Annotated in this window: 23 protein-coding genes; 9 read left to right on the top strand and 14 right to left on the bottom strand. The window is 52.9% G+C overall.

Translation table 11 applies throughout. The annotated features are described in order from the left end of the window. The first annotated feature begins 452 nt into the window (after positions 1–452). The 4 genes from AYK82_RS08270 to AYK82_RS08255 all read left to right on the top strand — a co-directional run bounded on the left by AYK82_RS08270 (position 453) and on the right by AYK82_RS08255 (position 4,976). On the top strand, positions 453–896 hold the full coding sequence (locus AYK82_RS08270; protein WP_068313961.1) for a DUF1489 family protein: 444 nt from the start codon (positions 453–455) through the stop codon (positions 894–896). 123 nt (positions 897–1,019) lie between these two features. Next, a complete protein-coding gene (locus AYK82_RS08265; protein WP_068313958.1) occupies positions 1,020–3,359 on the top strand; it encodes a cytochrome c3 family protein in 2,340 nt (779 codons plus the stop codon). Positions 3,360–3,437: 78 nt separating this feature from the next. Further along, positions 3,438–4,184, top strand: coding sequence for a VWA domain-containing protein (locus AYK82_RS08260; protein WP_244265738.1), 747 nt, complete (start codon positions 3,438–3,440; stop codon positions 4,182–4,184). Between the two features lie 48 nt (positions 4,185–4,232). Beyond that, positions 4,233–4,976 carry a DnaJ domain-containing protein gene (locus AYK82_RS08255; RefSeq protein ID WP_068313955.1) on the top strand — a complete coding sequence of 248 codons (744 nt, stop codon included), beginning with the start codon at positions 4,233–4,235 and terminating at the stop codon, positions 4,974–4,976. A gap of 19 nt (positions 4,977–4,995) precedes the next feature. Here the strand turns inward: AYK82_RS08255 and AYK82_RS08250 are convergent, their stop codons facing one another. After that, entirely contained in the window at positions 4,996–6,459 is a 1,464-nt protein-coding gene (locus tag AYK82_RS08250) for a serine hydrolase (RefSeq protein ID WP_208976441.1), read from the bottom strand. Positions 6,460–6,916: 457 nt separating this feature from the next. On the opposite strand from AYK82_RS08250, the gene AYK82_RS08240 reads away from it, so the two are divergent. The 4 genes from AYK82_RS08240 to AYK82_RS08225 all read left to right on the top strand — a co-directional run bounded on the left by AYK82_RS08240 (position 6,917) and on the right by AYK82_RS08225 (position 11,305). Next, positions 6,917–7,246: a phasin family protein gene (locus tag AYK82_RS08240; RefSeq protein WP_068313947.1), complete on the top strand. Its 330-nt coding sequence runs from the start codon at positions 6,917–6,919 to the stop codon at positions 7,244–7,246. A 586-nt stretch (positions 7,247–7,832) separates the two neighbouring features. Then, positions 7,833–8,168, top strand: a complete 336-nt coding sequence (gene clpS, locus AYK82_RS08235) for an ATP-dependent Clp protease adapter ClpS (RefSeq protein ID WP_156453303.1) — start codon at positions 7,833–7,835, stop codon at positions 8,166–8,168. A gap of 12 nt (positions 8,169–8,180) precedes the next feature. Then, positions 8,181–10,571 carry an ATP-dependent Clp protease ATP-binding subunit ClpA gene (gene clpA, locus AYK82_RS08230; RefSeq protein ID WP_068313945.1) on the top strand — a complete coding sequence of 797 codons (2,391 nt, stop codon included), beginning with the start codon at positions 8,181–8,183 and terminating at the stop codon, positions 10,569–10,571. 122 nt (positions 10,572–10,693) lie between these two features. Further along, the gene (locus tag AYK82_RS08225; protein ID WP_068313942.1) at positions 10,694–11,305 is read left to right on the top strand and encodes a pyridoxamine 5'-phosphate oxidase family protein; all 612 of its coding nucleotides are present in this window, start codon (positions 10,694–10,696) and stop codon (positions 11,303–11,305) included. Positions 11,306–11,365: 60 nt separating this feature from the next. Here the strand turns inward: AYK82_RS08225 and AYK82_RS08220 are convergent, their stop codons facing one another. From AYK82_RS08220 to AYK82_RS08185, 8 genes are all read right to left on the bottom strand, one after another. Further along, positions 11,366–12,367, bottom strand: a complete 1,002-nt coding sequence (locus AYK82_RS08220; RefSeq protein WP_068313939.1) for a hypothetical protein — start codon at positions 12,365–12,367, stop codon at positions 11,366–11,368. Beyond that, positions 12,357–14,057, bottom strand: a complete 1,701-nt coding sequence (locus AYK82_RS08215) for an Hsp70 family protein (RefSeq protein WP_068313938.1) — start codon at positions 14,055–14,057, stop codon at positions 12,357–12,359. Before AYK82_RS08215 ends, AYK82_RS08220 begins: the two co-directional genes overlap by 11 nt. Positions 14,058–14,197: 140 nt before the next feature. Continuing rightward, entirely contained in the window at positions 14,198–14,623 is a 426-nt protein-coding gene (locus AYK82_RS08210) for an HIT family protein (protein WP_068313935.1), read from the bottom strand. Continuing rightward, the gene (locus AYK82_RS08205; protein ID WP_082733820.1) at positions 14,604–15,878 is read right to left on the bottom strand and encodes a GNAT family N-acetyltransferase; all 1,275 of its coding nucleotides are present in this window, start codon (positions 15,876–15,878) and stop codon (positions 14,604–14,606) included. The genes AYK82_RS08210 and AYK82_RS08205 overlap by 20 nt, the downstream gene beginning before the upstream one ends. Before the next feature lie 136 nt (positions 15,879–16,014). Next, positions 16,015–16,785, bottom strand: a complete 771-nt coding sequence (locus tag AYK82_RS08200; RefSeq protein WP_068313932.1) for a glycerophosphodiester phosphodiesterase family protein — start codon at positions 16,783–16,785, stop codon at positions 16,015–16,017. 16 nt (positions 16,786–16,801) lie between these two features. Beyond that, on the bottom strand, positions 16,802–17,269 hold the full coding sequence (locus tag AYK82_RS08195; protein WP_068313930.1) for a RidA family protein: 468 nt from the start codon (positions 17,267–17,269) through the stop codon (positions 16,802–16,804). Positions 17,270–17,516: 247 nt separating this feature from the next. After that, a complete protein-coding gene (locus tag AYK82_RS08190) occupies positions 17,517–18,827 on the bottom strand; it encodes a DNA polymerase IV (RefSeq protein ID WP_068313927.1) in 1,311 nt (436 codons plus the stop codon). A gap of 177 nt (positions 18,828–19,004) precedes the next feature. Further along, positions 19,005–19,304 (bottom strand): DUF3572 domain-containing protein, encoded by a 300-nt coding sequence (locus AYK82_RS08185; RefSeq protein WP_068313923.1) that lies wholly within the window; start codon positions 19,302–19,304, stop codon positions 19,005–19,007. A 130-nt stretch (positions 19,305–19,434) separates the two neighbouring features. On the opposite strand from AYK82_RS08185, the gene AYK82_RS08180 reads away from it, so the two are divergent. Beyond that, positions 19,435–19,800 carry a response regulator gene (locus AYK82_RS08180; protein ID WP_068313920.1) on the top strand — a complete coding sequence of 122 codons (366 nt, stop codon included), beginning with the start codon at positions 19,435–19,437 and terminating at the stop codon, positions 19,798–19,800. 923 nt (positions 19,801–20,723) lie between these two features. On the opposite strand, the gene rpmG is transcribed toward AYK82_RS08180, so the two are convergent. From rpmG to rnr, 5 genes are all read right to left on the bottom strand, one after another. Beyond that, complete coding sequence (gene rpmG / locus AYK82_RS08175; RefSeq protein ID WP_068315571.1) at positions 20,724–20,891, bottom strand: 50S ribosomal protein L33; 168 nt, start codon at positions 20,889–20,891, stop codon at positions 20,724–20,726. 161 nt (positions 20,892–21,052) lie between these two features. After that, positions 21,053–22,219, bottom strand: coding sequence for an MFS transporter (locus AYK82_RS08170; protein ID WP_172795217.1), 1,167 nt, complete (start codon positions 22,217–22,219; stop codon positions 21,053–21,055). Positions 22,220–22,495: 276 nt separating this feature from the next. Continuing rightward, a complete protein-coding gene (locus AYK82_RS08160; RefSeq protein ID WP_068313911.1) occupies positions 22,496–23,242 on the bottom strand; it encodes an NUDIX hydrolase in 747 nt (248 codons plus the stop codon). After that, the gene (locus tag AYK82_RS08155) at positions 23,239–23,709 is read right to left on the bottom strand and encodes a DUF983 domain-containing protein (protein WP_068313908.1); all 471 of its coding nucleotides are present in this window, start codon (positions 23,707–23,709) and stop codon (positions 23,239–23,241) included. Before AYK82_RS08155 ends, AYK82_RS08160 begins: the two co-directional genes overlap by 4 nt. Before the next feature lie 9 nt (positions 23,710–23,718). Next, entirely contained in the window at positions 23,719–25,977 is a 2,259-nt protein-coding gene (gene rnr, locus AYK82_RS08150; RefSeq protein ID WP_068313905.1) for a ribonuclease R, read from the bottom strand. Positions 25,978–25,980 lie beyond the last annotated feature (3 nt).

Genomic DNA, 25,980 nt, shown 5'->3' with positions numbered 1-25,980 from the left:
CTGGTTTGTGGCGCGTGCGACCACTCACTCAGTTTTCTTGTATTGCATTTGAATATACAGGCATTTTCTAACTTGGCTAAGGTAAATTGGTTTTAGGTGACCTAACGTCGCGCGGCGAGTTCCACAGGAATATTAAAAACAATTGCAAATTTTCTGCTTGTCATTTTTCTGTAACCAGCCTATTGGGTGCGTCTCCACGTGAGAGCGTGAAGTTTGTGTTAACAATGCAAGTGGTGATTTATGGATCACGAGGTCGAAAAGTCTTGTTGGGGTGTCACCGCATGGACACTTGCTGCACTGGGTAGTGCGCTTGCTCTTGTCTATGTGTTCGCTGGCGCCGCTGGCTCTTAACGATCAAGAGTGACAGGCTCTTTTGAACGAATTCTTGAAAGGTGCGGGCGGCGGAAGCTGCCGCACCTTTTCTTTTACCGTGTAACCTGCTAGGAGATTGCATGGTTTTGCATCTGGTTAAGCTATGTGTTGGGGTTGAAAGCGCTGATGACTTGCGCGCGCGCACCGAGCAAAGACAAATTTTAGCCCTTGCTGCTGGTACAAGTGATGTTCAAGTTCACACGACGCGGATGGTTCCAAAGCGTAGGGATGAAATACTTGATGGTGGCTCGCTCTATTGGGTAATCAAAGGAGCTATTCAAGTACGGCAAAGAATTCTCGACATTCGAGAGTACAAAGACGGCGGCGGTCGGAAGGCTTGTGATCTCATTCTCGCTCCTCAGATAGTAAGTGTCGAAATGCAGCCTAAGCGTCCGTTTCAGGGGTGGCGCTACCTTAAAGCGAACGAGGCTCCTGCGGATATTCCTGATGTTGGTCATGTACCTTTGGAAGGTGCTATGCCGGAAGGGATGCAGAGGGAACTCAAGGAGTTATGCCTGATCTAAGGGCTCGCATGAAAGGTAACCACCTATCAACCCTTTAAATAAAGCCCACCTAAATGGGGGGCTCGCTATTTGCCTTTGTACCTGTATTGTTCTGGGGAATGATGTCTCTATGAGGACAGAGCGTTGCCTGGTTCCAAGCCTCCCTTTTCTGACCTTTTTACTGGTAACAGCGTGTTGTTACGCTTGGCGCAGCGCTTTGGTGCTGTGTTGCTTCTCTTAGCTTTTCTAGTGATAAAATGTGCTGCTGCTAGTGCTGAGGTGGTAGACGCGCAAGGTGGTGAGACGATAGGTTTTCCAGAGCGCGGCTGTGCAAGCTGTCATGCAGAGGCGTATCGAAATTGGCAGGCGTCACATCATTTCCGGTCTATGCAGGTTGCCAATACGGCGGCCGTACTGGGAACATTTGACGGGCAGGTGCTGCTATTTGCGCGAGGTACAGAGAAAATTCGCCTCGTTCAGGAGGACGGCGAGTTTTTTGCGGAAATTTGGTCTGTACATGAGCCAAAGAACATTAGCAGATTTAAAGTATTGTACACCTTTGGATATGAGCCTCTCCAACAATACATGGTCGACATTGGGAAAGGTCGTTTGAACCTCCTTCCCGTAGCCTGGGATAGTCGGTCACTTGTAAACGGTGGCCAGCGATGGTTTGTGCTTTATCCCGATACAGCGGAGTTTGATAGGTTCTATTGGCGGAATGTCGGGCAAAACTGGAATCACATGTGCGCTGATTGCCACTCAACAAATGTACGAAAAAACTTCTCTGCTGTTAGTGGCGTGTACTTAACTGAGTTTGATCAGGTTAATGTGAGCTGTGCTGCGTGCCATGGAGAAGACCCCAATCATGGTGGCTTATCCAACACACTACCAGCTAATGCGCTTGAGACCGGATCCTTCGTAAAACCGATTGGGGAGCGGGTTGAAGAGTGGATCGGCACTCTTGGGAATAAAACTCTGCAACCCGCGGCAGTTGGAAAAACAAAACAACTTGAAGTGTGTTCCCCTTGCCATGCCCGGCGGCAGCAAGTGGGTGATGCGGATCGTTTACACCCGCCGACGATGATGCGACTATTCCTACCAAGCCTGATTGAGAATGGGCTCTATTATCCCGATGGACAGATTCTTGATGAAGTCTTTGTATATGGGTCATTTTTGCAATCAGAGATGGCAAAGAAAGGCGTGGTTTGTACAAATTGTCATGAACCACATAGCAACGAACTGGTGCTTCCGATTGAGGAGGTTTGTTTTCAATGCCATAGTAGTGAGGCTTACGGCGGTAAGTTGCATTCAGCGCATGATCCAAGTGTAGCTGGCGCACCGATCTGCGTGGATTGCCACATGCCTGCAAAGACTTACATGCAAGTTGATGATCGCAGGGAACACAGTTTTCATGTCCCAAATTGGCTTTCTGCAGAGCAGGTCAAAACGCCGCTTGCCTGCAAAAACTGTCATGGCGAGTTAAGCAGGGACATGATCGCAGCAAGATTTGGGGACCTCGAGATCTCTGCGCGTTCGTCCTCAAAGCAAAGGCTAGCACTTGCTTTTTATCTAGCTGATCGGGAGGATCCTTCCGCATTGCCTGCGCTCTTGCAGTTGGCGGATGATAGATATCTGGCGGAGATAGACAGGGCTTCGGCCTTGATGCGCTTACGAAGGTTCTCGGACGGGAATGTGGTTGCAGTGTTGGCGCGGGCGATCCGCAGTGGCACTGAAATTGAGCAGCTGGGTGCGGCACGCGGTGCCGCCGGATTGTCCGCAGGTGATCGGTGGCAGGTTCTTGAACCGTTGTTGAAGAGCGAGCTTTTGGTTTTAAGAATCGAAGCGGCCGGGCAGTTGGTGCGAAATTGGCAGGAATTGACAGGGACACAGCAAGAAAAGCTAGAGCCAGCGCTGGCTGATTATTTTAAGGCTCAGTCCTTTAATTTTGATAGAGGATTTGCTTTGACGAATGCTGCAAATGCTCTGGTATTCCAAGGTAAAAATGCTCAGGCGGAGGCATTGCTGCTCAAGGCAATTCAGAGAGAGCCATACTTTGCCGGCAGTTACATAAATCTTGCGCGTGTGTTTCGAGATGAGGAGCGCTTCGACAAAGAAATTTCTACGCTAGAACAGGGTATTGCATCTCAACCAGAAAGTTCCGCATTGCGTTACGCTTATGCATTGGCGCTTATCAGACGGCAGAGATACGAACCGGCTGTCGAGCAACTGGAAAGAGCAACCGACATTAGCCCTAGAGATGCCCAAGGTTGGTTCGTACTTGGCCTCGCTGAGCAGCGTACAGGCAGAGGGACAGGCATTCATGCCTTGCGAAAGGCCGCAGAGCTAAGTGCTGATCCTCAATACCTTTATGCATATTGTGAGAGTTTATTGAAAGCGCGGCATAGTGAAAGCAGGGACTGCGTTGATAAGCTTCGCGAAGTGGTAGGGCGAGAAGTCGTTGATGCTCTATTGCAGCGTCATTAGATAAGTAAGGTGGTGCCCCGCTGTTTGACTAGTGCGCAAAATAGTGTGGTAATACCGAGAAATGATCGAGGTAGCCTTATGAAAACGACAAGGAACTCTCCACTCAAAAATACTGGATATGGTGGTGACAATCGAAATCTTGTTAGTACGGACAAGGTTGCAACTTTTTTAAAAAGGGTCGAGCGACTTGGGGAGCCAAAGGCTAATCAGGCAAACTCTCGTTTGATTGTTGCACTTGATGCAACACTTAGCAGGCAACCGACGTGGGATGCAGCGGTTAACCTGCAGTTTGAAATGTTCAAGGCTGCTAACGAGTTTAATGGTCTTTTATTAGAGCTTGTTTTTTTTAGAGGTTATGATCAATGCAAGGCCTCTGGCTTTGTAGGGAATGGGCGCAGCCTTGGTGAAAAGATGACGCGCATCGTTTGTCAGGGAGGGCAAACACAGATAGAAAAAGTTCTCCGGCACGGATTGAGACGAAGAAAAGAAATGGGTATTGCCGGGCTGATTTACATCGGCGACACGGTTGAAGAGAATCCAGACATGCTGTGCCAATTGGCTGGTGAATTGGGTATTCTGCAGGTGCCACTTTATGTCTTTCAGGAAGGGTACTGCCAAAATGCACAGAGCTGTTTTAAAGAGATGGCGCGGATTAGTGGGGGGATTTATCAGGCGTTTGATCAAGGTGCGGCCAATAGACTAAGGGATATACTAGGTGCTATTGCTGCTTACTCAAGCGGAGGCGAAAGCGCTCTAAAAGTGCTGAGTTCGAATGGGGATCAAGGCGCCCGGATGTTGCTAACGCATTTTAAATCTGAGAAGTAACCACCAGTTGGCGAGCTTCAAGCGCGCACAAATGGTGTTGGAGTTGTTATGGCGTTTTTCGTTGCGGGCCTGTTGGGGTTGGCGTTACTCGTTTTTTTTGCGAAGCTTGCTGCTCGCGGTAGTCCGCAAAAGATGTTGTTGTATTTAAAACAGTTTGCGGGATTGGCTCTTTGCCTGCTTGCTATTGTCTTTATTGCAACAGGGCGCTGGGCTGCGGGATTGCCTTTGTTTATGTTAGCGGCGAGCCTTTTCGGCGTTGCGGTGCCGAGATTTGGCATAGCTGCAATATCTCGCCATCTATTTGGCAATTTGTTTCAAGGCCAGCGTGCGAGTTCGGGTTTAAATAGGAGCACTGTTCGCTCTAATCTATTTGAAATGCAGTTAGATCATGAGAGCGGCCAGCTGGATGGTGAAATCTTATCCGGTCCTTTTATGGGGGCAAAACTCTCGGGGTTGCCGCTCGAGGAACTTCGCAAGGTTTGGCAAAATGCAGCAGGAGATCAAGAAAGCCTGGCTTTGCTAGAGGCTTATCTCGATCGCCGATTCTCCAATTGGCGTGTAAACTTCCAAGCGCACAGCGCATCGGGGCAAAGCAACGCGTCTGGCTCGGGCGGTTTGACCGATCAAGAGGCCTACGAGATTCTTGGACTTCGGCCTGGCGCTGACGCGAGTGAAATCAGAGCTGCGCACAGACGCTTGATTAAGCGGATGCATCCCGATAGTGGTGGTTCTGCTTTCCTCGCTGCCAAGCTCAACGAGGCTAAGGATCGGCTTCTCAATAGACATGAGTAACTAGGCCCCCTCGTTTCGATTATTGATAAATCGCATAGCAGGAGTATTTCACCCGCTTCAGCTTTGCGCAGGCATCCCAAGCTGCTGTTTTTGTTTCAAACCCCGTGAATCTGGCACGGTACAGAGTTTGCTTTTTGGTTTTTACTTCTTGAGTATAGATATCATAGTCTCTCAGAGCGGTGCCTGCAGCCTTACGGGCTTTTTGCAATATAGCTACGGCTTTCTCACGACTGTCTGAAGCGGATATCTGTACTTGCCAACCATTCATTTCTTCGGTTGAAGCTGCCTTTTCAGGTGCTTTTTCGGCCGACGAGGGGTTTGCCATAGGGATCGGTGCTGCCATCGGTACAGATGTCTGGGCTGCGCTAGGTGCTTTTGCTAGGGTGGTCTCGTTGGGTGGCAGCTGCTTTGCTTTGTTGCTGGCAAGCGCCGCTTTGACAGCGTCGTCTATAGACACTTCGCTGACTTTGGGGTTGGCAATTGGTGTCAATGAAGCTTGCGATTGCAGCATTTGTGCGATCGGGTCTTGCTTCACTTTTGTTTGCGACTCCGGCGCGTAGGCCATAACTGTGGTTGTTGCGGGGCGGGCCTTCAAAGTAGGCGTTGCAGGCGCAACTTTTGGGAAGGTAAGTTTTGTTCTTGCCATCAGCAAGGGGGCGGTGCGTTTGCCACGGCTAGCTTTAGGTAAGTACCTGTTGATGAGTTTGACCATTTGCGCGTCGCGGCGTTTTCCTGAACGGCCGCCAAGCACCACGGCGACGATGTGCCGGTTGTCGCGTTCAACATTGGTTACCAGGTTGTAGCCAGAGGCGCGGGTATACCCGGTCTTGATGCCATCAACACCACGGACCCGGCCAAGCAGTTTGTTGTGGTTGCCCATCCGGCGACCAGCATATGTGTAGGAGCGAGTGTTGAAGTATTTATAGTATTTTGGGAAACGATCCTGCATGGCGCGACCAAGCAAGGCGAGGTCTGCCGCCGTGGTGACTTGGCGGGAATTGGGCAAGCCATGCGGATTACGAAATGTGGTGTTGCGCATGCCGATGGCACGAGCTGTGGATGTCATACGCTTGGCGAATGCGGCTTCCGAACCTGAGATGTGTTCGGCGATGACGGTGGACGCATCGTTTGCCGATTTGGTGATAAGAGCGTATATGGCGTCTTTGACACGTAAAGTGCTGCCGGCCTTGAGGTACAGTTTTGTCGGTGGCCGTCCAGCGGCGTATCGCGAGACTTTCATGCGCGTGTTAAGGCTGAGACGCCCGGCCTCCAACTCTTCAAAGAGTACGAAGAGGGTCATAATCTTTGTGGTGGATGCTGGATACCGGCGCGCATTGGCGTTTTCCGCGTAGAGTACTTTTCCGGTTTTAGCGTCGACAACGATGCCTGCGTATTTGGGATTGGCTGCAGCTTTGTGGAGACCAGGGCCGAAGCCGGTCAATAAACCTGTTGCAATCGTGAGGCCCAAGACGGCACGACACATTTGTTTTACTGGCCTAAAACGATACAGACCCATACCTAGCCCCATTGAATACGCAAATGGCAAATTGTTGTTGCAGGGAAGAGACCCTGCCTATGCTTCCCCAAGGTGCGATCTGGATAGATTAGCAATGAGGAGGCATTTTGACTTCTTTGAGACAAATTGCTGCAAACGCGGTTACAAATCCGTAAATGCGCGCGTGCAATTTTGAAAAAAATCACGTTTCCCTTGAGTTATTATGAGGCAATGGGAAAAGCAGTGGGTTTCTTTGCTGCAATTAACCGTTGGCTTGGGGTGTTACCCATCAATTTTCATGGAATTGTGCGATGCAATATGGTGTTGACAAAAATTGTGCGACGCAACATAATGGCCGCGTTGGTTGAAGCGTTGAGCTAAGAAATTCAGCAGATCCTTTGCTGCGCGCAGCGTTTTCCTCCCCCCGGATAGATGGAGACAAGCGATGACCGGATTTGAGCAGTTTCAAAAAGCAGGTAAAGATGGTATGGACGTAGCTATGGAGAGCTTTGGCGCGTTCTCAAAAGGCATGCAGGCAATTTCCGCTGAGGTTGCAGACTATTCAAAAAAATCTTTTGAAGAAGGCTCGGCAGCTCTTGAGAAGATTGCAGCCGCCAAGACCCTTGACAAAGCATTTGAGGCGCAAGCTGACTATGCCAAAACCTCCTATGAGGCGATGGTTGGTGAAGCGAGCAAGCTAGGTGAGATGTACACCGAATTGGCAAAAGAAGCCTACAAGCCCTATGAGGGTGCGTTTGCTAGCGCCGCGAAGTAAGAGCATAAATTGCAACATGCTGTTGCCAAGAATGTGGGGTGGTGCCGAATTGGTGCCACCCTTTTTCGTCTTTATGCCAGTGTTGTGAAGTGGAATTGAACGCCAGTGCCTTGTTTGCGCCCGCTTGTGCTCCTAATTTTTACTTTAGAAATGGCGCGGTGCTTACAGCCTTGTCGCGGTAAATTCGTCTTGCTGGTTCTGCAGTGATGTTGCGGGTTAAACCCATTTATCCAGATTGTTTGCAAGGTGTGGGCCCGTGTTAATTATTTGGTTATTACGAATAATTGAAGGACTGATAAGGTAGGGAGCGAATACGGGGCCGAGAAAACGCGGTGCGCGTACTGCCGCTTTTTACACATGGTGGTGCAGTGTATTAGCTAGGGCGCTGAAAATTTTGGCTATTTTGTTTATAATAATTGCTGACGCGAAAATGACGGGACGTATCGTAACGATGACACAGTACAGCGGCGAGGATGAAAAACAGGTTCTTGCGCGTAAGCAGACGGAATTGCTCCCCTTGATTCAAGGGAAGCGCTGTTTAAATACTATAAAGCTGGCCCACGTAAGCTCGGGGTACTTGCCACCCATGATGAGTGGAGACGATGGCAGGCATGATGAGGATGAAGACGGCGACTTGTCGGTTATCACCCGTGAGAAGCCTAAGGTTAAACGTCCGAGCCTCTATCGTGTGCTGCTGCTGAATGATGACTTTACCCCGATGGAGTTTGTCATCCAGATTCTGGAGCAGTTCTTCCATAAGAGTGTGGAGGATGCCACGGAGATTATGTTGCATGTGCACCACCACGGGGTGGGAGAATGCGGCATTTACACATACGAAGTCGCGGAGACCAAAGTTACGCAAGTTATGGATTTCGCCCGAAAACACCAACATCCATTGCAGTGTGTGATGGAGAAAAAGTAATAGGGGGCGCCTGTGCCGTCATTTTCTCGCAGTCTGGAAAAAGCACTCCACCAAGCCTTGGCATTTGCCAACGAGCGTCATCAGGAGTACGCAACGCTTGAGCATTTGCTGCTCGCGCTGATCGATGATCAGGATGCGGCCTCGGTGATGCGGGCGTGCAATGTAAATCTGGATCAGTTGCGCAAAAGTGTTGTCGAATATATCGACAGTGAACTGGAAAATCTGGTGGTTGAGAATGATGATGATTCCAAGCCAACCGCCGGATTCCAACGGGTTATTCAGCGTGCCGTTATCCATGTTCAGTCCTCTGGGCGGGAAGAGGTGAGCGGCGCTAATGTGCTGGTGGCGATTTTTGCCGAGCGCGAAAGCCACGCTGCCTATTTCTTGCAAGAGCAGGATATGACGCGTTATGACGCGGTTAACTTTATTTCACATGGAATTGCCAAGCGTCCGGGTATGAGCGAGACGCGGCCCGTGCGAGGGCTGGATGATGCAGAAGCGGCTGACTTTGAAAGCGGCTTTGGTGAGCCGCCGAAGAGTGACGGCGGCTCTGGTACCAAGCGCAAGACAGAGGCGCTGGAGGCTTACTGCGTTAATCTCAATGAGAAAGCGTATTCTGGCAAGATTGACCCCTTGATCGGGCGAGACAAAGAAATCTCCCGAACAATCCAGATTCTATGCCGGCGCTCGAAAAATAATCCACTTTATGTTGGGGATCCCGGTGTTGGTAAGACCGCCATTGCCGAAGGGTTAGCGCGGCGGATCGTGACCGGTGATGTGCCGGAAGTGTTGCGTACTGCGACAATTTTCTCGTTGGATATGGGCGCGCTTTTGGCGGGCACGCGCTATCGCGGTGATTTTGAAGAGCGCCTGAAGCAAGTGATGAAGGAAGTTGAGAACTACCCTGGTGCGGTTATGTTCATCGATGAAATTCACACGGTGATTGGGGCAGGTGCCACATCTGGCGGGGCGATGGATGCCTCTAACCTGTTAAAGCCGGCGCTTGCGTCGGGGTCTATCCGTTGTATCGGTTCGACCACTTACAAAGAGTATCGGCAATTTTTCGAGAAAGATCGGGCGCTTGTGCGGCGATTCCAGAAAGTGGATGTCAATGAGCCGTCCATTCCTGATGCGATTGAAATCTTGAAAGGGTTGAAACCCTATTTTGAGGATTTTCACTCAATCAAATACACCAATGACGCTTTGAAATCGGCCGTCGAGCTCTCTGCCAAATATCTGAGTGACCGAAAGCTGCCGGACAAAGCGATCGATGTAATTGACGAGACCGGTGCATCCCAGCAACTGCTGCCCGATGGCAAGCGACGCAAGACCATTGGTGTAAAGGAAGTAGAGGCGACCATTGCAACGATGGCACGGATACCGCCAAAGTCAGTCTCCAAGGATGATGCCAAGGTGCTGTCCAACCTTACAGACAGCTTGAAGCGTGTGGTTTATGGGCAGGATAACGCGATTGACGCGCTGTCTGCTTCGATCAAGCTGGCGCGGGCGGGCTTGCGCGAACCGGACAAACCGATCGGATGCTATCTGTTTTCCGGTCCGACCGGGGTTGGCAAGACCGAGGTCGCGCGGCAACTCGCCTCGACACTGGGCGTGGAACTGACCCGCTTTGACATGTCGGAATACATGGAACGGCACACGGTATCACGCTTGATCGGCGCACCTCCGGGATATGTTGGATTTGATCAAGGTGGCATGTTGACCGATGCGGTTGACCAGCACCCCCATTGCGTTCTGTTGTTGGACGAGATTGAAAAAGCCCATCCGGACCTGTTCAACATTTTGTTGCAGGTGATGGACCACGGCAAGTTGACGGACCACAATGGCAAGAAAATCGACTTCCGGAACGTGATCCTAATTATGACCACCAATGCGGGTGCGGCGGATATGGCCAAGGCCCCGATCGGGTTTAATCGGATTCAGCGCGAAGGCGATGATATGGAGGCGATCAACAAATTGTTCACGCCGGAATTCCGCAACCGTTTGGACGCGGTGATCCCGTTTGCCAATTTGGATACCTTGGTTATTCACCGGGTGGTCGAGAAGTTTGTTATGCAGCTTGAAGCGCAGCTGGCAGAGCGCAATGTGACCTTTGAATTGACACCGGACGCGGTGGCTTGGCTGGCAAACAAAGGCTATGACAGGCAAATGGGAGCACGGCCACTGGGGCGGGTGATTCAGGAACATATCAAGAAGCCACTCGCGGACGAGGTGTTGTTTGGCAAGCTGCAAAAAGGTGGCACGGTGAAGGTTTGTGTCAACGAAGATGGCAAGGGCCTGCTGCTGGAAAGTGTTGAGGACAGGCCAGCGGCAAAGAAGAAGTCCGCACCCAAACGCCGACGTAAAACGGGGGCATCTGTTCCCAAGATCGCTGCTGGCGATTGAGTTGGAGATTTGAAACCGGGCCTTGAAGCCCGGTTTTTTATTGGGTCGCTTTTGAGGGACTGAATTTAGCTGCGCAGAGCGGCGAGCGTTTTTTATGCCGCAGATCATTTGAAAGGCAGAGTATGCAGTATTTAGAGAGCATTGCGGAACTGGAAGAGCTTTACGGGGCGTGTAGCGAGGCTTCGCTTGCAAAGGAAGTTGATTATCTGTTGCCCTCGTACAAGCGCTTTATCGAAGCATCGCCATTCGTTGCCATGGCAACGGTTGGGCCTGAGGGGATGGATTGTAGCCCGCGAGGTGATGCCGGGCAGGTGGTGACAATCGAGAATGACCGGTGTTTGTTATTGCCAGACCGGCGCGGGAACAATCGCATTGATAGTCTGCGCAATATCCTGATGGATGATCGGATTTCGTTGATGTTTATGGTGCCGGGCAGCAATAGCGTGCTGCGGGTGAATGGGCGTGGGCGGATTTGTGCCGAGCCGCAGGTTTTGGAGCGCTTCTGCGTGCAAGGCAAACTGCCGCGCAGTGTTTTGGTTGTGGCGATTGAGGCGGTATATTTTCAGTGCGCGCGCGCGGTCATGCGGGCGCAGCTTTGGGATCCTAAAGGATTTGTCGGCAAAGGGGACTTGCCAAGCGCGGGAGATATGCTGCGCGAGGCGACACAAGGGGCCTTTGACGGTGCCAGCTATGATGCGGCATGGCCTGCAAGAGCTAAAGAGAGCATGTGGTGAGTTGATAACTGTTGTTGCCCAACAGAATGGGAGGGCGGTTTGCCGCCCTCCAGTGCGTTTTTACAGGCGCTTTTTGACCTTGCGGATGAAACGATTTAAGGCGTCGAAGACGATTAGCACGACCAGAACCAGAAGTGTTATGCCGCTTATGGGTTTGACAAAGCTGGAGAAAAAACTTGCCGCACTGTCTAGCCCATACTTACCAAAAATCTGGCCAAGTCCTTCCGAGCCCCACTTCACAACCAATAGGATTAAAAACAGCTTTCCCGGGTTTGCGTGCCGGAACAGACTTTCGTCCTGCTCGGCGCTGGTGCATGGTGAACGACTAAGCGCCTCCAACTGCTCTTGAAAGGTTTGATAGGTGTGCAGGTGCTGTGGGAAGGTTTTGTTGATACGAATGGCATCTTTTGTCCATTGGAACTCTGCCTCCAACTCATTTAAAATGTGAGGCGTAATGGGAGAAGCGAAATAGTCACTGTCGTCCTTCTCTTGTGTCAACAAATCCAAAAGCGTCAGCATACTGGCTTCTATCAATTGCCGCTCTTGCATGGGGGCATCAGCTGAATAGTGAATGAGTTGGCTAATCGTTTCTTCATCGCTGCGCTCATTATCGGCTGCGATAAACTGCGCTGCAAACTCTTGCAGTTCTTCAAGAGGTGTTTCGCTGTAGACTAGGGGGAAGAGAGGCGGGGAGCTGTCATCGGGGGTAGGTGTGTTTTGCGTTTCGCCCGCTTTTGCCTCAAGTTGCCCGCTGTCATTCAGCGGTGTGTTGGTTGCGGTTGCGCAATTATTTCCCGCAACAGTGTGTTCACGCGCTGCCGTGTCTGCCGCCCCTTGCGCCAGTTGTTCGCCATGTTCTTCAGGATAGAACTCCTTGTAGGAGAGCATATCGAGCGCGGCTTCATATGCTTCGCGCAGCTGCTGAAAAGCGTCTGGCTCATTCAGTTGGTCGATGGTTTTCAAACGGCGCGCATAGGCGCGTTTGATCGGTTTTTTGTCCTGCGGAATTTCGGTAAGGCCCAGCAGGTTGTAGGGCCAATCAAGCGCTTCTTTAGTGCACATAATTGGCCTCGAATGCGGCTAGGTTTGACGTGATGCTTTCTCGTGCTGCCTCGATATCCGAGCTGTTTTGCTTTTCCAGAAGCGCGTCAAAATCACGGAGCATTTGCATCAGTATATCGCGGTCTGCGTTTTTAGCCATGGTGTAGCACTGCTCGATATGGGCGCGCAGACGCTGGTTCTCCGCTTGATCTTTGGGGTGGACCTTATACTGAGCCAGCTCTTTCAGGCGGGTTTTGATTTCCTTTTCAGATAATTCGCCTGCCAAGTTTTTGAGCAACAGGCTTTTGCGTTTGCCCGTAGAAAGCACCTTGGTGTCTACCTCTAGCAGGCCCGAAACATCGTAGCTGAAACGGACTGCGATGTTTTCCTGTTCTTTTTTGTTGTAGGGAATGGGGACGTCGATTTCCCCCAAGAAGAGATTGGATTCAATGAGTGGGGCTTCGCCTTGGTAGACACTGATGTTCACCTCGCGTTGGCCGGGCACCATCGCTGTAAAAATGTGTTCTCTGGAGATGGGCAGGACACTGTTGCGTTCGATGATCGGCTGGAAGTAGCCCGCTTTAATGATGCCGTTGACTTCCTGCGCGATTTCGGTGCCGAGGGTGAAGGCGCTGACATCGGTCATCACGACATCATCAAGCGCGCTGTTCTTGCTGATCAGTCCGGCCTGAACGGCGGCCCCCATGACCACCACTTGGTCTGGATCAAGGGTTGCCTCTGGGAACTTACGCAGAATTTTCGAAACCCATGAGCGAACGAGCGGCATACGGGTGGCTCCACCAACGAGAACCACGCGATCAAGATCTTCGGGAGAAAGGCGAGCGTCGTACATAACCCGATCCAGCGGCGCGCGCAGGCGTCGTTTAAGGTTCTCTGTGATCTCCTCCAGCTTTTCACGGGTCAACACGAGGTCAAGTTGCAGTGGCGGCGTGTCCAGTTGCAAGTGGACTTCGTGTTTCTCGCTCAAGGCCAGCTTGGCTTGCTCGGCCAGATGTTGCAGCTGCGGGTAGCCTGCCACTTGTTCTGGCGGGAGGTTGCTTGATACAGCGGCCTGCGCGATGAGGTGGTTGGCAATGGCAGCGGTGAAATCCTCGCCGCCCAAATATGCATCTCCCGCAGTGGCCTTCACCTCCATGACGCCCTCAAATACTTCAAGGATCGAGACATCAAAGGTGCCGCCCCCTAAATCAAAGACGAGGAAAGTGCTTTCCTCTTCTTTGTCTTGCAGGCCATAGGCCAGCGCTGCTGCCGTCGGCTCGTTAATCAGGCGGGCGACCTGTAAATCTGCCATGGCCGCGGCACTTTTAACTGCTTTGCGCTGCATTTCATTGAAATAGGCAGGAACGGAAATGACCGCGTCGGTGATAGGGCCTTGCAGGTAGGTTTCTGCGTCCTGCTTTAACGTTTTGAGGAGTAAGGCCGAGAGTTCAACGGCGGTAAAGCTTTTTTTGCCAAGCGAGTATGGCTTTTCGGCCCCCATGGTGCGTTTGAACAGAGCTGCTGTATCATCAGGATGAGAGACGAGACGCGCCTTGGCGCTCGCACCCACATGCAGCGTGGTGCCAGCGAAGCTGATCACTGATGGCGTGAGGTACTCACCCAATGCGTTCGGGATGAGTTTGGGTCCGTCCTCGGTAAAGTAAGAAAGAAGCGAGTTTGTTGTTCCAAGATCGATGGCAATATGTGTCATATGGCAATGTCTATCTATTATTAATATGAGAAATTTATTCTAGTTAAGCTGGTTGAGCTTTTAAAGCTGCTAGAAGTTATGAATTGGTTATTTAAGACCAGCCAAAGGAAACAGCTTTGGCTGGTGAAGCGGGAAAAGCGCTATAGAGCCGCGCGGATTTTGTCAGCGTGGGCTTTTAGCTCTGTTGCATCAGCCATGGGGCCGCCATGCGGGCCAAGCGGCACATCATCCATGCGCGGGATCACGTGAATATGAGTGTGGAACACCACTTGCCCGCCCGCCGGTTCGGAAAATTGCTGCATGGTGACGCCATCAGCGGCAAAAGCGGCTTTTGTCGCGATGGCCAGCTTACGCGCTGTTTTGATAGCGGCACACAGGGCGTCTTCATCAATGTCTAGCAGGTTACGGGAGGGCGCTTTGGGGATCACCAGCAGGTGACCGGGTGCGCGGGGCATAATGTCCATAATGGCAATGGTATGTTCGTCTTCATAAAGCTTTTCGCAGGGCAGTTCGCCGCGCAGAATTTTGGCAAAGATGTTTTGTGGGTCATAGTTTGTCGATGTCATCATTGTCTCCTGTGAGATGAGGCGCAGAGTTGGCCTCGCTCTGCTTGTGTGGTTTGCTTGCCAGATCAGTTTGCTTGAACGGGCTGTGCTGTTCTAAAATTTGCTTATTGTGCGCCACGACTTGTCGCTCGTGCTGAAGGTAGTGCGCTACGGCATCGCGCAGGCCCTTATGGGATATATGATGGGCGGAGTAGGTGGTGACCGGCTCATATCCGCGTGCGAGTTTGTGTTCGCCCTGTGCTCCGGCTTCGACGCGCTGTAAGCCATGCTGGATCGCATAGTCGATCGCTTGATAATAACAAAGCTCGAAGTGCAAGTGCGGTACGAAAGAGTATGCCCCCCAGTAGCGACCATAGAGCGTTGTTTCGCCAATCATATTTAGCGCGGCGGCCAAAGGGGCTCCATTTTGTTCTGCATAGATGAGCAGGCAGGCATGTGGCATTTGTTCTGCCAGCGCGGCAAAAAACGCTTGATTGAGGTAAGGGCGGCCCCATTTGCGGTTGCCAGTGTGTTGGTAGAGCTCGAAGAAACACTGCCAATGCTTGTCGCTGATATCGCGGCCGCGCAGCCAAGAGATTTTTACCCCGGCCTCGATGATGGACTGGCGTTCCTTGCGAATGGCTTTGCGTTTGCGAGATGCGAGCGCGGCGAGGAAACTGTCGAAATGTGTGTAGCCGCTGTTGCACCAGTGGAATTGCTGATCGTTTCGCTGAAGCAAGCCGTGTGCCGCGAGGCTGTGTCGCTGGGGCTCCGGTAGGAATGTCAGGTGTAGGGAGGACGCGTCATTAGCGTGCGCCAGTTCTTTTAATGCTGCAAGTAATAGCGCTTCAATTTCCTGATGGTTTTCAGTATGGGCTACGAGCAGGCGCGGTGCGCTGACCGGCGTAAACGGCGTGGCGCATTGTAGCTTTGGGTAGTATTCGCCTCCAGCGCGCTCAAAGGCGTCGGCCCAAGCATGATCAAATACATACTCGCCTTGTGAGTTGGTTTTCAGATAGGCTGGGGCGGCGCCGACCAATTGCTCGCCGCGGTGCATGAGAATATGGGCTGGATACCAGCCTGCGGCAGGTGCGGCGCAACCGGTTCGCTCTAAAGCACTGAGGAACTCGTGGGAAATAAAAGGGTTTTGTGGATCGCAGCCCAGATCCTGAGGAGAGCCAAGGCGCGTGGCCGTATCTAAAACAAGTGTTTGCCATGCGGTAGCGCTCACTTCTTGCAGTGAATTGACGACAGAGAGGGAGAGCTGCGAAGTCAAAGGGGCCTCTCATGTTCATGCGTTTTGTTGCGTGTTGCGCGTTTTGTTGCGCGCATTGTTGCGGCGTTGGCATGGCAAGCAAAGCATAGGCGTTGCCCTTCTGCAAGTATGGGCAAGTGGTGCAACCTCCCTTCACCTATGGAGTGAAGCCTTCGAACACCATCTGATCGGCAAATCGCTCAGCACGTATACGATCATCTGCTGTGCGTACTGTCCATGTCATAATGGGTAAGCCAAACAGATACTTGTAGATTTGCGGCCCAAGTGCGGGGAGGTCATGGACGCGGTAGGAAACAAAGCTTGGTTTTGTGCCAACCATATGCAGCATTGTCGGTGCGAGTAGCTTTAAGGCAAGGCTAAAGTTACGCTTTTCATCTTCGCCAAGGCGGCTCATGGACAAGGCCCCCCTTGGAATATGCGGGGCGAGGCGTCGCATGGCGCGGAGCATGGCAGGGTCGAAAGATTTTACTGCCACATGGCCCTGATACGCGCTTAAAAGCTCGGCGACGTGTGCTAAGAAACGCGGTTGGCCATCGGGTTGATAGAGTGACTTTAACTCGATGATTAGTGGTGTCCGGCCTGCGGTCAGCTCCAGTAACTGCGCTAGAGACCAGATTTTATCGGTCGCTCTTGCGGTGTTCTCGCCAAAATCAAGCTGGATTTCCTGAAGCTCCGCGAGAGGCTTGGCCACGGTTGCACCAGAGGCACCGGTAAGCCGCTCCAGAGTTTCATCATGAAAGACGACAGCTTGGCCATCTGCAGTCTCTTGCAGATCAACCTCGATAGCGTATTCATCGGCGATTGCTGCTTTTACTGCGCTGCGGCTGTTTTCAATCACGCCTTTGGTTTTGTCATGTAGGCCACGATGTGCGATTGGCCGGGCAGTGAGCCATGGCAAAGCTGTCATTCTCTGTTCTTTCAGATTAGTCGGCAATTTCAAAAATTGCTTCAATTTCTACCGCGGCGGAGAATGGCAGGCTGGCGGCGCTTACGGCGGAACGGGCGTGACGACCACTTTCGCCCATTACCTCAACGAGCAGATCGGATGCGCCATTGATAACCGCCGGTTGCTGCTCGAAGCTTGCGGTTGAATTGACAAAGCCGACGATCTTGACGAGGCGGGCAACCTTTGCAAGGTCGCTTGTTGCCGCTTTGGCTTGAGCCAGCAGATTTATGGCACAAAGGCGAGCGGCTTGGCGACCTTCTTCCAACGTAACATCGGCGCCAAGCTTACCTTTAATTGCGAGTTCGCCGTCTTGCATGGGGAGCTGGCCGGAAACAAACAGCTGATTGCCGCTGCGAACAAATGGCACGTAATTGGCAGCGGGTGCTGCAGCTTCTGGAAGGGTGATATCGAGTGAGGCGAGGCGCTGCTCGATTATGCTGGTCATTGTTATACCTTTGATAAAATCGGCGCACGCAGAGTGCGGCGTCCCTTGGCGGGATACAGGGAAAACTAAGCGCCAAGGTTGTAATAGAATCAAGCGCCTGACAAGTGGTTGCCGGTTTTGGCTTGGGGAAAGCTGCTGAACTATCAAACGTATAACGGCTGGGCAAAAACTTCGTGCCTCCGAAGTTCGTTATTAAGCTGAATTTGGCGGGTAGCGCGCAATGCTGCGTAGGTAGGCTGGAAAGGCCTTATTTGGTTTTCAACCCGCGGCCCATGGTGACGCTTTTATCACCAAACCGGTTTCGTAAATCATCCATCGCGCGTTCGGCACTTGCACGCTTTGACGCTTGATTATCAAGCAAGTCTTGCGGATCGCTGCCATCTGTTGGCTCCAAGTCGGCAATGCCAACACCAATTAACCGGTAGCGGCGCCCATTCTGTGTTTCGGGTTGCAGCAGGGCATCGGCAACACGGAAGATGATGTCGGCCAGTTGAGTTGGTTCGCCGAGGTGGCGCGATCTACTAATGGTCTTAAAATTTTCGTCCTTTAGTTTTAATGCGACTGTGCGACCTGCGGTGGCCGAACCCTTGGCGCGGTCTGAGACTTTTTGAGCGAGGAGCCAGAGTGTTGCGCTCAACTCTTTATAGGATGAGATGTCGTAGTTGAATGTGACTTCGTTGCTGATGCTCTTTGCTTTTTCAGGTTGGGTGACTGATCTATCGTCCTCGCCTTGACACAACTTAGCGAGGCGAAGGCCCATGGCACCGTAGGTTCTTGCCAACATGCTTGGGTCGGCCTGCTGTAGTTGACCGACAGTTTGCAGGCCGTTTTCCGCTAGTTTGCGCTGCAGAACTTTGCCAACTCCCCAGATGATGGAGGTGGGCTTATCTGCGAGGAACTCTTTTGCCTCGGAAGATCCGATAATCGAAAAGCCGCGGGGCTTTTCCAAATCGGAGGCAATTTTTGCCAAGAACTTGTTCGGGGCCAGGCCGACGGACATGGTTATGCCTATGTTTGTTTCGACCTCGCGTACAAATCGTGCCAATGACTGCGCTGCGCTGGCTTTATGCAGCCGCTGTGTTCCTGATAGGTCCAAGAACGCCTCATCGATAGAGAGCGGCTGAACCATGGGTGTTAGTTCCATCATGGCTTGCCGAATTTGCTTGCCGACCGCGCTATACACGCTCATTCGCGGCTTTACCACTACCGCGTGCGGGCAGGCTTTGAGGGCTTTGAACATGGGCATAGCCGAGCGAACGCCATACATTCGGGCAATGTAGCAGCACGTTGAAACAACGCCTCTTTTTCCTCCACCGACAATGACGGGCTGGTCGATGAGGCCTGGGTTGTCACGCTTTTCAACTGATGCGAAAAAGGCATCACAGTCAATATGTGCAATCTCAAGGCTATCCAATTCCGGATGTGAGATTACGCGGGGACTGCCGCAGCGAGCGCACCTGTGCGAGCGGGTCACTTCGCGGTGTCCACAATCCCGGCAGAGCGGAACCCCTTGAGCGCCTTGGTGGCTGTTTGACCGGCCCTTTTTATCTGACGACATAGTAATACCCCGTCTGATTTGGAGGTCTTCTCTTAGAATCTGTCCCTAACAATTCATCCCTGCCAACCTGCCCTTTAACTCAAGGGAGTTTTAGTGTTCTTTTTTCGTTCCTACACTAAATCGGTGAGTCGGGCTATGGGGGTGTTATTCGCGCTGAGTGGCCACAGGGAAGTGTGGCTAGTTCAAAATTCCATCTGGGTTGGCTAATGCAAGATGGGCCCGAGCGATATTGGTGGGGCGGATATTTGCGTTTTGTGTGTAGGCGAGAAGAAGTTGTTCGTCTTCCATAAAAAACTCAAGCACACCGGCAAGGAATTCCGGTTCCTGAGCGGCTTCGCGAATTTCAGCAGGGCCAATTCCAGCGAGGGAGAGGAAGCGCCCGAGGTGCTCCGGGTTTCGGGCAAGGAATGCGAGGGCACCAACAGCAATTTCTTGTGCAGTTTCAACCGATAGTGATGCTTTTTTTTCAAGTGCCACTTGGTGTTTGCCTTTCTGAAACGAATCCTGATTTACTAAGGAACAGCGCCTTAGAATGGATTGCTATACTGCTATCTGCGTTGCTTGAAAAGGTAAGAGGCCTTTTCTATGCGCAAACGGGAATAATGTAATGCCGAAGACTGTGCTGATTGTTGAAGATAATGAACTCAACATGAAGCTGTTTAATGACCTATTGGAAGCGCACGGTTATGCCACCTTGCAATCGCGCAATGGCATGGCTGCGTTAGAGCTTGCAAAAACACATCTTCCAGACTTGATTCTTATGGATATCCAATTGCCAGAAGTATCAGGATTGGAAGTGACAAAGTGGTTGAAAGAAGACGAAAGCTTGAAGGGGATTCCGGTCATAGCTGTCACTGCCTTTGCTATGAAGGGGGATGAAGAGCGCATTCGCCAAGGTGGGTGCGAGGCCTATATCTCCAAGCCGATATCAGTTGCCAGTTTTATTGGTACAGTAAAGTCTTTCCTCGGCTAGCCATCGTGCTTATCTCGCGCCTTTTTGCAGCAGGAGCCTAGACCCATCGGGCTTTCCATGCGGCAACGCGCGTAGCCAAAACTATGCTGGGTGCAGTAGTAAGATTGACTTGTCGAGAGCGGAGATAGAAGTATTGCAGTTGCTGTCTGTTGACAGGTTGACTGGTTTGGCGTGGCTGCCTTTTGTACGGCGCCTGATGCAAAGGTTTTGGCTTTGCGAATGTCTATGAAATCAGGCGAGGCAGCGGAAATGATATTGAATGGTCTGCGTGGCGGTAAAGAATCTCACTGCGCCCTTTGATATCTACCCCCTTTGAATTCACCACAGCATTTAGCTAGTGAAAGAGGCCTATAGAAAACTTCTGGTATGTAAGGTGCGATTTGACGGTTGTTAACTGTTGAAATTGTCTAGTAATCTTTAACTAAAGCGGGATTTGTTGTGCATAGACACTGAATCTTTTCGGTTTTGCGCAGTTGTCAAGCTTTGTTGCTTTACTACCAGCCTAATTATTGCAATTCTTGGCTTGCAAGTTTGGTGGTTTACCGTTTCACAGTCAAATTGGTGGCGAGAATTGGTTTCCACTGTGTGCTGACATATACATTACCCTACGGAGCACTCGGGTCCGCCGCATTTCCTGAGACCGTGGGGTTGGCCGGCGAGTTATCGGGTTCTGAGTGGCCTCCTCGTGTCATCCGCTTCTCGTCGGCCACCTTTATTTGCAAATCCAAGATCCGTAGGAATTTAAATTATGCGCTGCGCAACTGGTGCGGAGCTGGCTTTGTGCCTGCCGGGCCGCTTTGCGCATTTTGCGTATGAAGCCAGTGGGGCCTCGTGGAGGGCTTGCCTAAGCGCGTAGGAGAAAAATCTCCATATAAAAAAGGCGCCACGCGGCGCCTTTTTAAAAGATCAAGCTAAGCAGATGCTTATTTGATTTTTGCTTCTTTAAATTCGACATGCTTTTTCGCTACTGGGTCGTATTTACGCTTCACCATTTTCTCGGTCATGGTGCGAGAGTTTTTCTTGGTGACGTAGAAGTAGCCGGTGTCTGCGGTAGACTTCAGCTTGATTTTAACGGTTGCCGCCTTTGCCATCGCTAAGGATCCTGTTTGTTGTCGGCCCATGCATGGCCGGATTGTTCGCTCGGGTCTTGTTGGCTTTGCGGCTGCCATCGCGGCGCGCAAAGACTCGAAGAACCCAATAGGGAATTCAGCGCGCACACTACTCAACATGCGGCCAAAGTCAAGATCAGTTCTTAATTCTGCGTGTAGTTTCTGGCACTAAAGAGCAGGACACACAGGAGAATTGCCGCAAATCCGCTAAAGCCCAAAGGCAGTGCCGGCGTTCCGGCAGTGCTCATAATGCCGCCAGCGATGACAGGTCCGGCGACCATGCCCAATGTGTTCCACAGGACAAAAGCAGCGTTGAGATCCGGCAACTCGTCCGGAGTAGCGTTTTGGGCAAGTAGGGCAAGGGCAACTGTGTAAAGACCACCCAATAGACCGCCCCAGAGCATGATTAAGGCGAGGAAAGCACTTAAACTCAAGGGGAGGGCGTACATGAGGATGGGCAAGAGCACACCACCGACCGCGCAGAATTGCAGCACGTAAATGCGGGGAATGCGATCTGCCACGTAGCCAAGCGGGATTTGCAGGAGAATGCTGCCCAGTGGAAACATGGCAAGGACAAGGGCGGCGTTTTCCGGTGAGAAACCGCGGTGCAGGCCGTAGATTGGCATGAGAGCGGTGAAGGCGAGATCAACGGCGGCGAAAACAAAGCTGCAAAGCAGGACTGCGGGCATGGTGAGAGGCGGCAACAAACGGCTTTTCGCAGGTTGTGTCAGTTTAGGCGCTGCCCTCCTGCCAAGCAGAACCGGGAGAACTGCGAGCAGCAGGCAGGCGGCTATGGCATAAAAGGGTGCGCCTCCGACGGTGCCAAAGGCTTTTAAGATTAAGGGGCCAGTTGCTAAGCCCACGGAAAGGGCAGTGCCATAGATGCCCAGAACGATGCCGCGGTGCTTGTCTTCGACCTCTAGGGTGATCCAGATTTCTGCAAGGATGAACACGCCGGTGACAAGCACGTGAAAGGTGAAGCGCAGTGGAATCCAAGCCCAGAAAGAGGGTATTAGGTGAAAGAGCGGCAGACTTAGCGCACACAGGATAAGCGCGCCGAGCAAGGTGGTGAGAAAGCCAAAACGCCGAGCAATTGGCAGGGTTAGAAAGGACGAGGCGAGGGCACCTGCGCCAGCGAGACCTGCACTGAGGCCGATGGCGTCGGTTGAATGGCCACGCGCGGCAAGAACGAGCGAGAGCAGCGGCCAGACGGCAGACATGGCAAAGCCAAAGGCGGTGATGGCAGAAATAGCGGCGGCAATGCCGAGCGTGCGCTTGGATTGGCGCATCTTTATCGAGACAGCAAACATTGAGAATACCAAGTGTGCGCGACATCTGCTTTTGGGCAAAAGCAGCGTCGGTGATGAAACAAATAAAGAGTATGGACTAGCCATGAAAACACATAGGCTGTCTGAGAGCTATCAATTTGTTTATCACAATGGCAATTTGGCGCGGCTTACATGAGAGGAGCGCCGAAGCGCTGTTCTATTGTGTTTGTGTGCCAGCTGGTTGGCACGCATGAAAAAGTGGCAGGCCTGAAGCTGTGACAGGCCGGTTCGCGTGGCAGGTGTGCGTTTGTGCCGGTGCTAGAGCAGCTTGCGTTGAAAACCGTCCTGCCAGAAATAGAAGGGAATTGGGGTTGCGGGATCCAGCTGCGGGTCTTGTTGCAGCCGCTGTTGCAGTTCCTCGATGATGACGAGGGTGATTGGCGGCAGGTCCAGCTGCTTACATTCTTCAAGTGTTGGCCACTGCAATTCTTCCAGTTCGCCGGTTGGGCCGGTGCCCTCGGCAAGACGGTCGGCGATTTGTGCCGCGTCCACAACGAAAAAGCGGGTGTCAAAGCAGCGAGGTTGCCCGGGCGGAGTAACGGCACGGGCCAGCAGGCGGTAGCAGGAGAGATCCAGAGCCAAACCGCGCTGTGTAAATGCCTGTAGTGCTGGCGGCAGCGGCTGCGCTATGTTGCCTTCTTGCTGCTTGCCAATAAACAGCCCTGCTTCTTCATAGGTTTCGCGGCAGGCGGCGACGGCCAGAGCCTCCAGCTGAGCGATAGAGCGATCAGTTGTTTGGGCCGCAAGTTTGGCGGTGATCTGCGGATGATAGGAGGCGAGCAACGGGGTTTGTGCATCGCTTTCATCGACGCGGCCACCGGGAAACACAAATTTGCCGGGCATAAAGGTGTGGCGCATGTGGCGGCGGCCCATGAGGACCACAGGTTCCCCGCTGGCATTGGTATCAAGAATGAGCAATGTGGCGGCGTCCACTGCGGGGCGCTCAGGCTGGCTTGGGTCGGCGATACGGCGGGCGAAGGCCGTGAGCTCGTCGGCGCGGCTCATGTGTTGTCCGCCGCGCTGCCAGTACCTTTGCTAAGCTGCTCGCGGTCGCGCTTGTCCAGTTCTGCACCTTCGAAACCGTGCATGCGCAGGGCCCATTGCAGGCCAACAATGGCACCTTTCAGTGGCCGTAGCAGGCCAAGCGACATTGCGATTGTCAATGGAATCCACATGGCCATATGCAGCCACATGGCCGGTCGATAGGCGATCTCCACCCACATGGCCAATGCGACCACGACATGCCCAACGATAAAGATGGTGAAGTAGGGCGGGGCATCATCGGCGCGGGCGTGCGACAGCTCTTCGCCGCAGGCTGTGCATTCATTTTGCAGCTTCAGATAGCCGTCAAATACTTTGCCTTGGCCGCAGGAGGGGCAGCGGCACAGGCTGCCCTTGAGCATGGCATCGGCGACATTGCGCTCTGGTTTGGACACTGGAGTGTCTTCCAAAGTGGCTTGTTGTGCTGTCATATTCGCCTTTTACCTCCGCTTCGGCTTTGTCCTTTTCAAGCCATGTGGCTTGGAGGGGCGACGGCGACGCTCTGGCTTGCGATTGCCGCGCAGATGGGCATGAACATCCTTGCGGATTTGCCCTTTGCTTAGCAACTCAAAACGCAGTGAACCGGCAAACGGGGCAGCTTCCACCAAGCGAACTTCGACAGAGTCGCCCAGCTGGAAGGTTTCGCCTGAATGCACGGCGGTGAGCGCATGGGCCGTCTCTACGTATTCGTAGAAATCCGTACCAATGGTTGAGGCGGGCACAAAACCATCTGCGCCGCTTTCTGACAAGCGCACAAATAGTCCAGCTTTTGTTACCCCAGCGATACGCCCTTTGAAGGTTGCGCCCAATTTATCGCAGAGCCACAAGGCTATGAGGCGATCAATGGTCTCGCGCTCGGCAAGCATGGCGCGACGTTCTGCCGCAGATATTTCACCGCCAATTACATCAAGCTTGTCTTCAAAGCCGTCCGGCAGGCCATCTTTGCCCAAGCCCAGAGAGCGAATAAGCGACCGGTGGATCAACAAATCCGCATAGCGGCGAATTGGGGAGGTGAAGTGGGCGTAGCGGCGCAGATTAAGGCCAAAGTGGCCAATATTTTGCGGCGTGTACTCTGCTTGCGCTTGGGAGCGGAGCACCACTTCATTCACCAGCTGCGCGCTTGGGGTCTCGGCCACCTTTGCCAGAATGTGGTTGAACACAGAGGGGCGCAGGCCGCCAATTGTGGGCAACTTGATTGACATGGTGGAGAGGAAATCGCGCAGGCTGGCAAGCTTCTCCGGTGTGGAGGCGTCATGAACGCGGTAGAGCACTGGCGCGCGCTTGGCCTCCAGCTGTTCGGCGGCGGCGACGTTGGCTTGAATCATAAACTCCTCGATGAGTTTATGGGCGTCAAGGCGCTCGGGCACGAACACACTGTCGACCGTGCCATCGTCTTTTAGCTTGATTTTGCGCTCTGGCAGATCAAGCTCAAGCGGTGCGCGTTTGTCGCGGCCACGTTTTAGCGCGTCATAGGCTTGCCATAGCGGTTTGAGGACCGGCTCCAGCAGCGGGCCGGTTTTGTCATCCACCACGCCGTCAATGGCCTTTTGGGCTTGCTGATAGGAGAGCTTGGCGGCGCTGCGCATAATGACACGATGGAAACTATGGGAGAGCTTTTGCCCTTCAGCGGTAAAGATCATGCGTACCGCCATGGAGGGGCGGTCTTCCAACTCGCGCAGGGAGCACAGATTGTTGGAAATGCGCTCGGGCAACATGGGGATGACGCGGTCGGGGAAGTAGACCGAATTGCCCCGCTTCAACGCTTCTTTGTCCAGCGGCGAGCCGGGGGTGACGTAGGCCGCTACATCGGCAATGGCCACGTAGATGATATGGCCGCCGGGGTTGTCCTCGGCCGTATCCGCCTCGGCGTAGACGGCGTCGTCGTGGTCTTTGGCGTCTGCCGGGTCGATGGTGAGCAGCGGCAGATGGCGCCAGTCTTCGCGCTTGCCTTGGCTGACAGGGGCGGCGGCTTCGGCCTGTGCCAAGGCGGCCTCTGGAAACTCGGTCGGGATATTTTGCGTGTAAAGGGCGATCTCGGAAACGGCTTTTTCCGACTTCATCGAACCGATGACTTTTGTCACCCGCGCTTGCGGGTAGCGCATGCGCCCGGCTTTGACCACTTCAACGGCGACCAGATCGCTGTCCTTTGCGCCTTCCAAATAGCGTGGATCCACATTCAGCTCACGCTGCTTGCGGTCTACCGGGGATAGGATAGCTTCTTTGGACAGCGGGTCTATGGAGAGCACGCCAAGGACTTCATCTTGCTGGCGTTGCAGTTTTTTAATCGGGCGGGCGCAGAACTGCGCCTCTGCGCCGGGGTCCACATCTGCAAGGCGCAGGAGAACGCGGTCACCTATGGCAAGGGCCGGAACGCCCTGCGATTTGTTGCGCTTTTCAGGTAGAATGAGCACCTTGGGCGGTGTGCCTAGCGCATCGTCCCAGTTTTGTGGCTCGGCCAGCAACTCGCCCTCGCTTGAGGCGGCGCGGATGGTGGCGACAAAAACAGGGGGTAGCTCGCCGGGGAGCAACATTTGCTTTTGCCGCTTTTCGACGAGGCCATCGGCCATCAGATCTTTCAGAATGCGCTTTAGCTCGATGCGCGCCGCGCCGGTTATTTTAAAGTGGCGGGCGACATCGCGTTTGTTGGCTTTGCTCGGATTTTTCTTGATAAAGGCGAGGATCTCCTCGCGCGAGGGCATATT

This window comes from Polycladidibacter hongkongensis (assembly GCF_001561995.1).
Taxonomy (GTDB): Bacteria; Pseudomonadota; Alphaproteobacteria; order Rhizobiales; family Stappiaceae; genus Pseudovibrio; species Pseudovibrio hongkongensis.
Note: the sequence above shows the minus strand (reverse complement) of the source record. Positions and strands in the feature narration are given on the sequence as shown.

Excerpts from the sequence above, each read along its gene's own strand:
- AYK82_RS08270 (WP_068313961.1), top strand. The coding sequence starts at position 453 with ATGGTTTTGCATCTGGTTAAGCTATGTGTTGGGGTTGAAAGCGCTGAT.
- AYK82_RS08260 (WP_244265738.1), top strand. The coding sequence starts at position 3,438 with ATGAAAACGACAAGGAACTCTCCACTCAAAAATACTGGATATGGTGGT.
- AYK82_RS08255 (WP_068313955.1), top strand. The coding sequence starts at position 4,233 with ATGGCGTTTTTCGTTGCGGGCCTGTTGGGGTTGGCGTTACTCGTTTTT.
- AYK82_RS08250 (WP_208976441.1), bottom strand. The coding sequence starts at position 6,459 with ATGTGTCGTGCCGTCTTGGGCCTCACGATTGCAACAGGTTTATTGACC.
- AYK82_RS08240 (WP_068313947.1), top strand. The coding sequence starts at position 6,917 with ATGACCGGATTTGAGCAGTTTCAAAAAGCAGGTAAAGATGGTATGGAC.
- clpS (WP_156453303.1), top strand. The coding sequence starts at position 7,833 with ATGATGAGTGGAGACGATGGCAGGCATGATGAGGATGAAGACGGCGAC.
- AYK82_RS08225 (WP_068313942.1), top strand. The coding sequence starts at position 10,694 with ATGCAGTATTTAGAGAGCATTGCGGAACTGGAAGAGCTTTACGGGGCG.
- AYK82_RS08220 (WP_068313939.1), bottom strand. The coding sequence starts at position 12,367 with ATGTGCACTAAAGAAGCGCTTGATTGGCCCTACAACCTGCTGGGCCTT.
- AYK82_RS08215 (WP_068313938.1), bottom strand. The coding sequence starts at position 14,057 with ATGACACATATTGCCATCGATCTTGGAACAACAAACTCGCTTCTTTCT.
- AYK82_RS08210 (WP_068313935.1), bottom strand. The coding sequence starts at position 14,623 with ATGACATCGACAAACTATGACCCACAAAACATCTTTGCCAAAATTCTG.
- AYK82_RS08200 (WP_068313932.1), bottom strand. The coding sequence starts at position 16,785 with ATGACAGCTTTGCCATGGCTCACTGCCCGGCCAATCGCACATCGTGGC.
- AYK82_RS08195 (WP_068313930.1), bottom strand. The coding sequence starts at position 17,269 with ATGACCAGCATAATCGAGCAGCGCCTCGCCTCACTCGATATCACCCTT.
- AYK82_RS08190 (WP_068313927.1), bottom strand. The coding sequence starts at position 18,827 with ATGTCGTCAGATAAAAAGGGCCGGTCAAACAGCCACCAAGGCGCTCAA.
- AYK82_RS08180 (WP_068313920.1), top strand. The coding sequence starts at position 19,435 with ATGCCGAAGACTGTGCTGATTGTTGAAGATAATGAACTCAACATGAAG.
- rpmG (WP_068315571.1), bottom strand. The coding sequence starts at position 20,891 with ATGGCAAAGGCGGCAACCGTTAAAATCAAGCTGAAGTCTACCGCAGAC.
- AYK82_RS08170 (WP_172795217.1), bottom strand. The coding sequence starts at position 22,219 with ATGTTTGCTGTCTCGATAAAGATGCGCCAATCCAAGCGCACGCTCGGC.
- AYK82_RS08160 (WP_068313911.1), bottom strand. The coding sequence starts at position 23,242 with ATGAGCCGCGCCGACGAGCTCACGGCCTTCGCCCGCCGTATCGCCGAC.
- AYK82_RS08155 (WP_068313908.1), bottom strand. The coding sequence starts at position 23,709 with ATGACAGCACAACAAGCCACTTTGGAAGACACTCCAGTGTCCAAACCA.
- rnr (WP_068313905.1), bottom strand. The coding sequence starts at position 25,977 with ATGCCCTCGCGCGAGGAGATCCTCGCCTTTATCAAGAAAAATCCGAGC.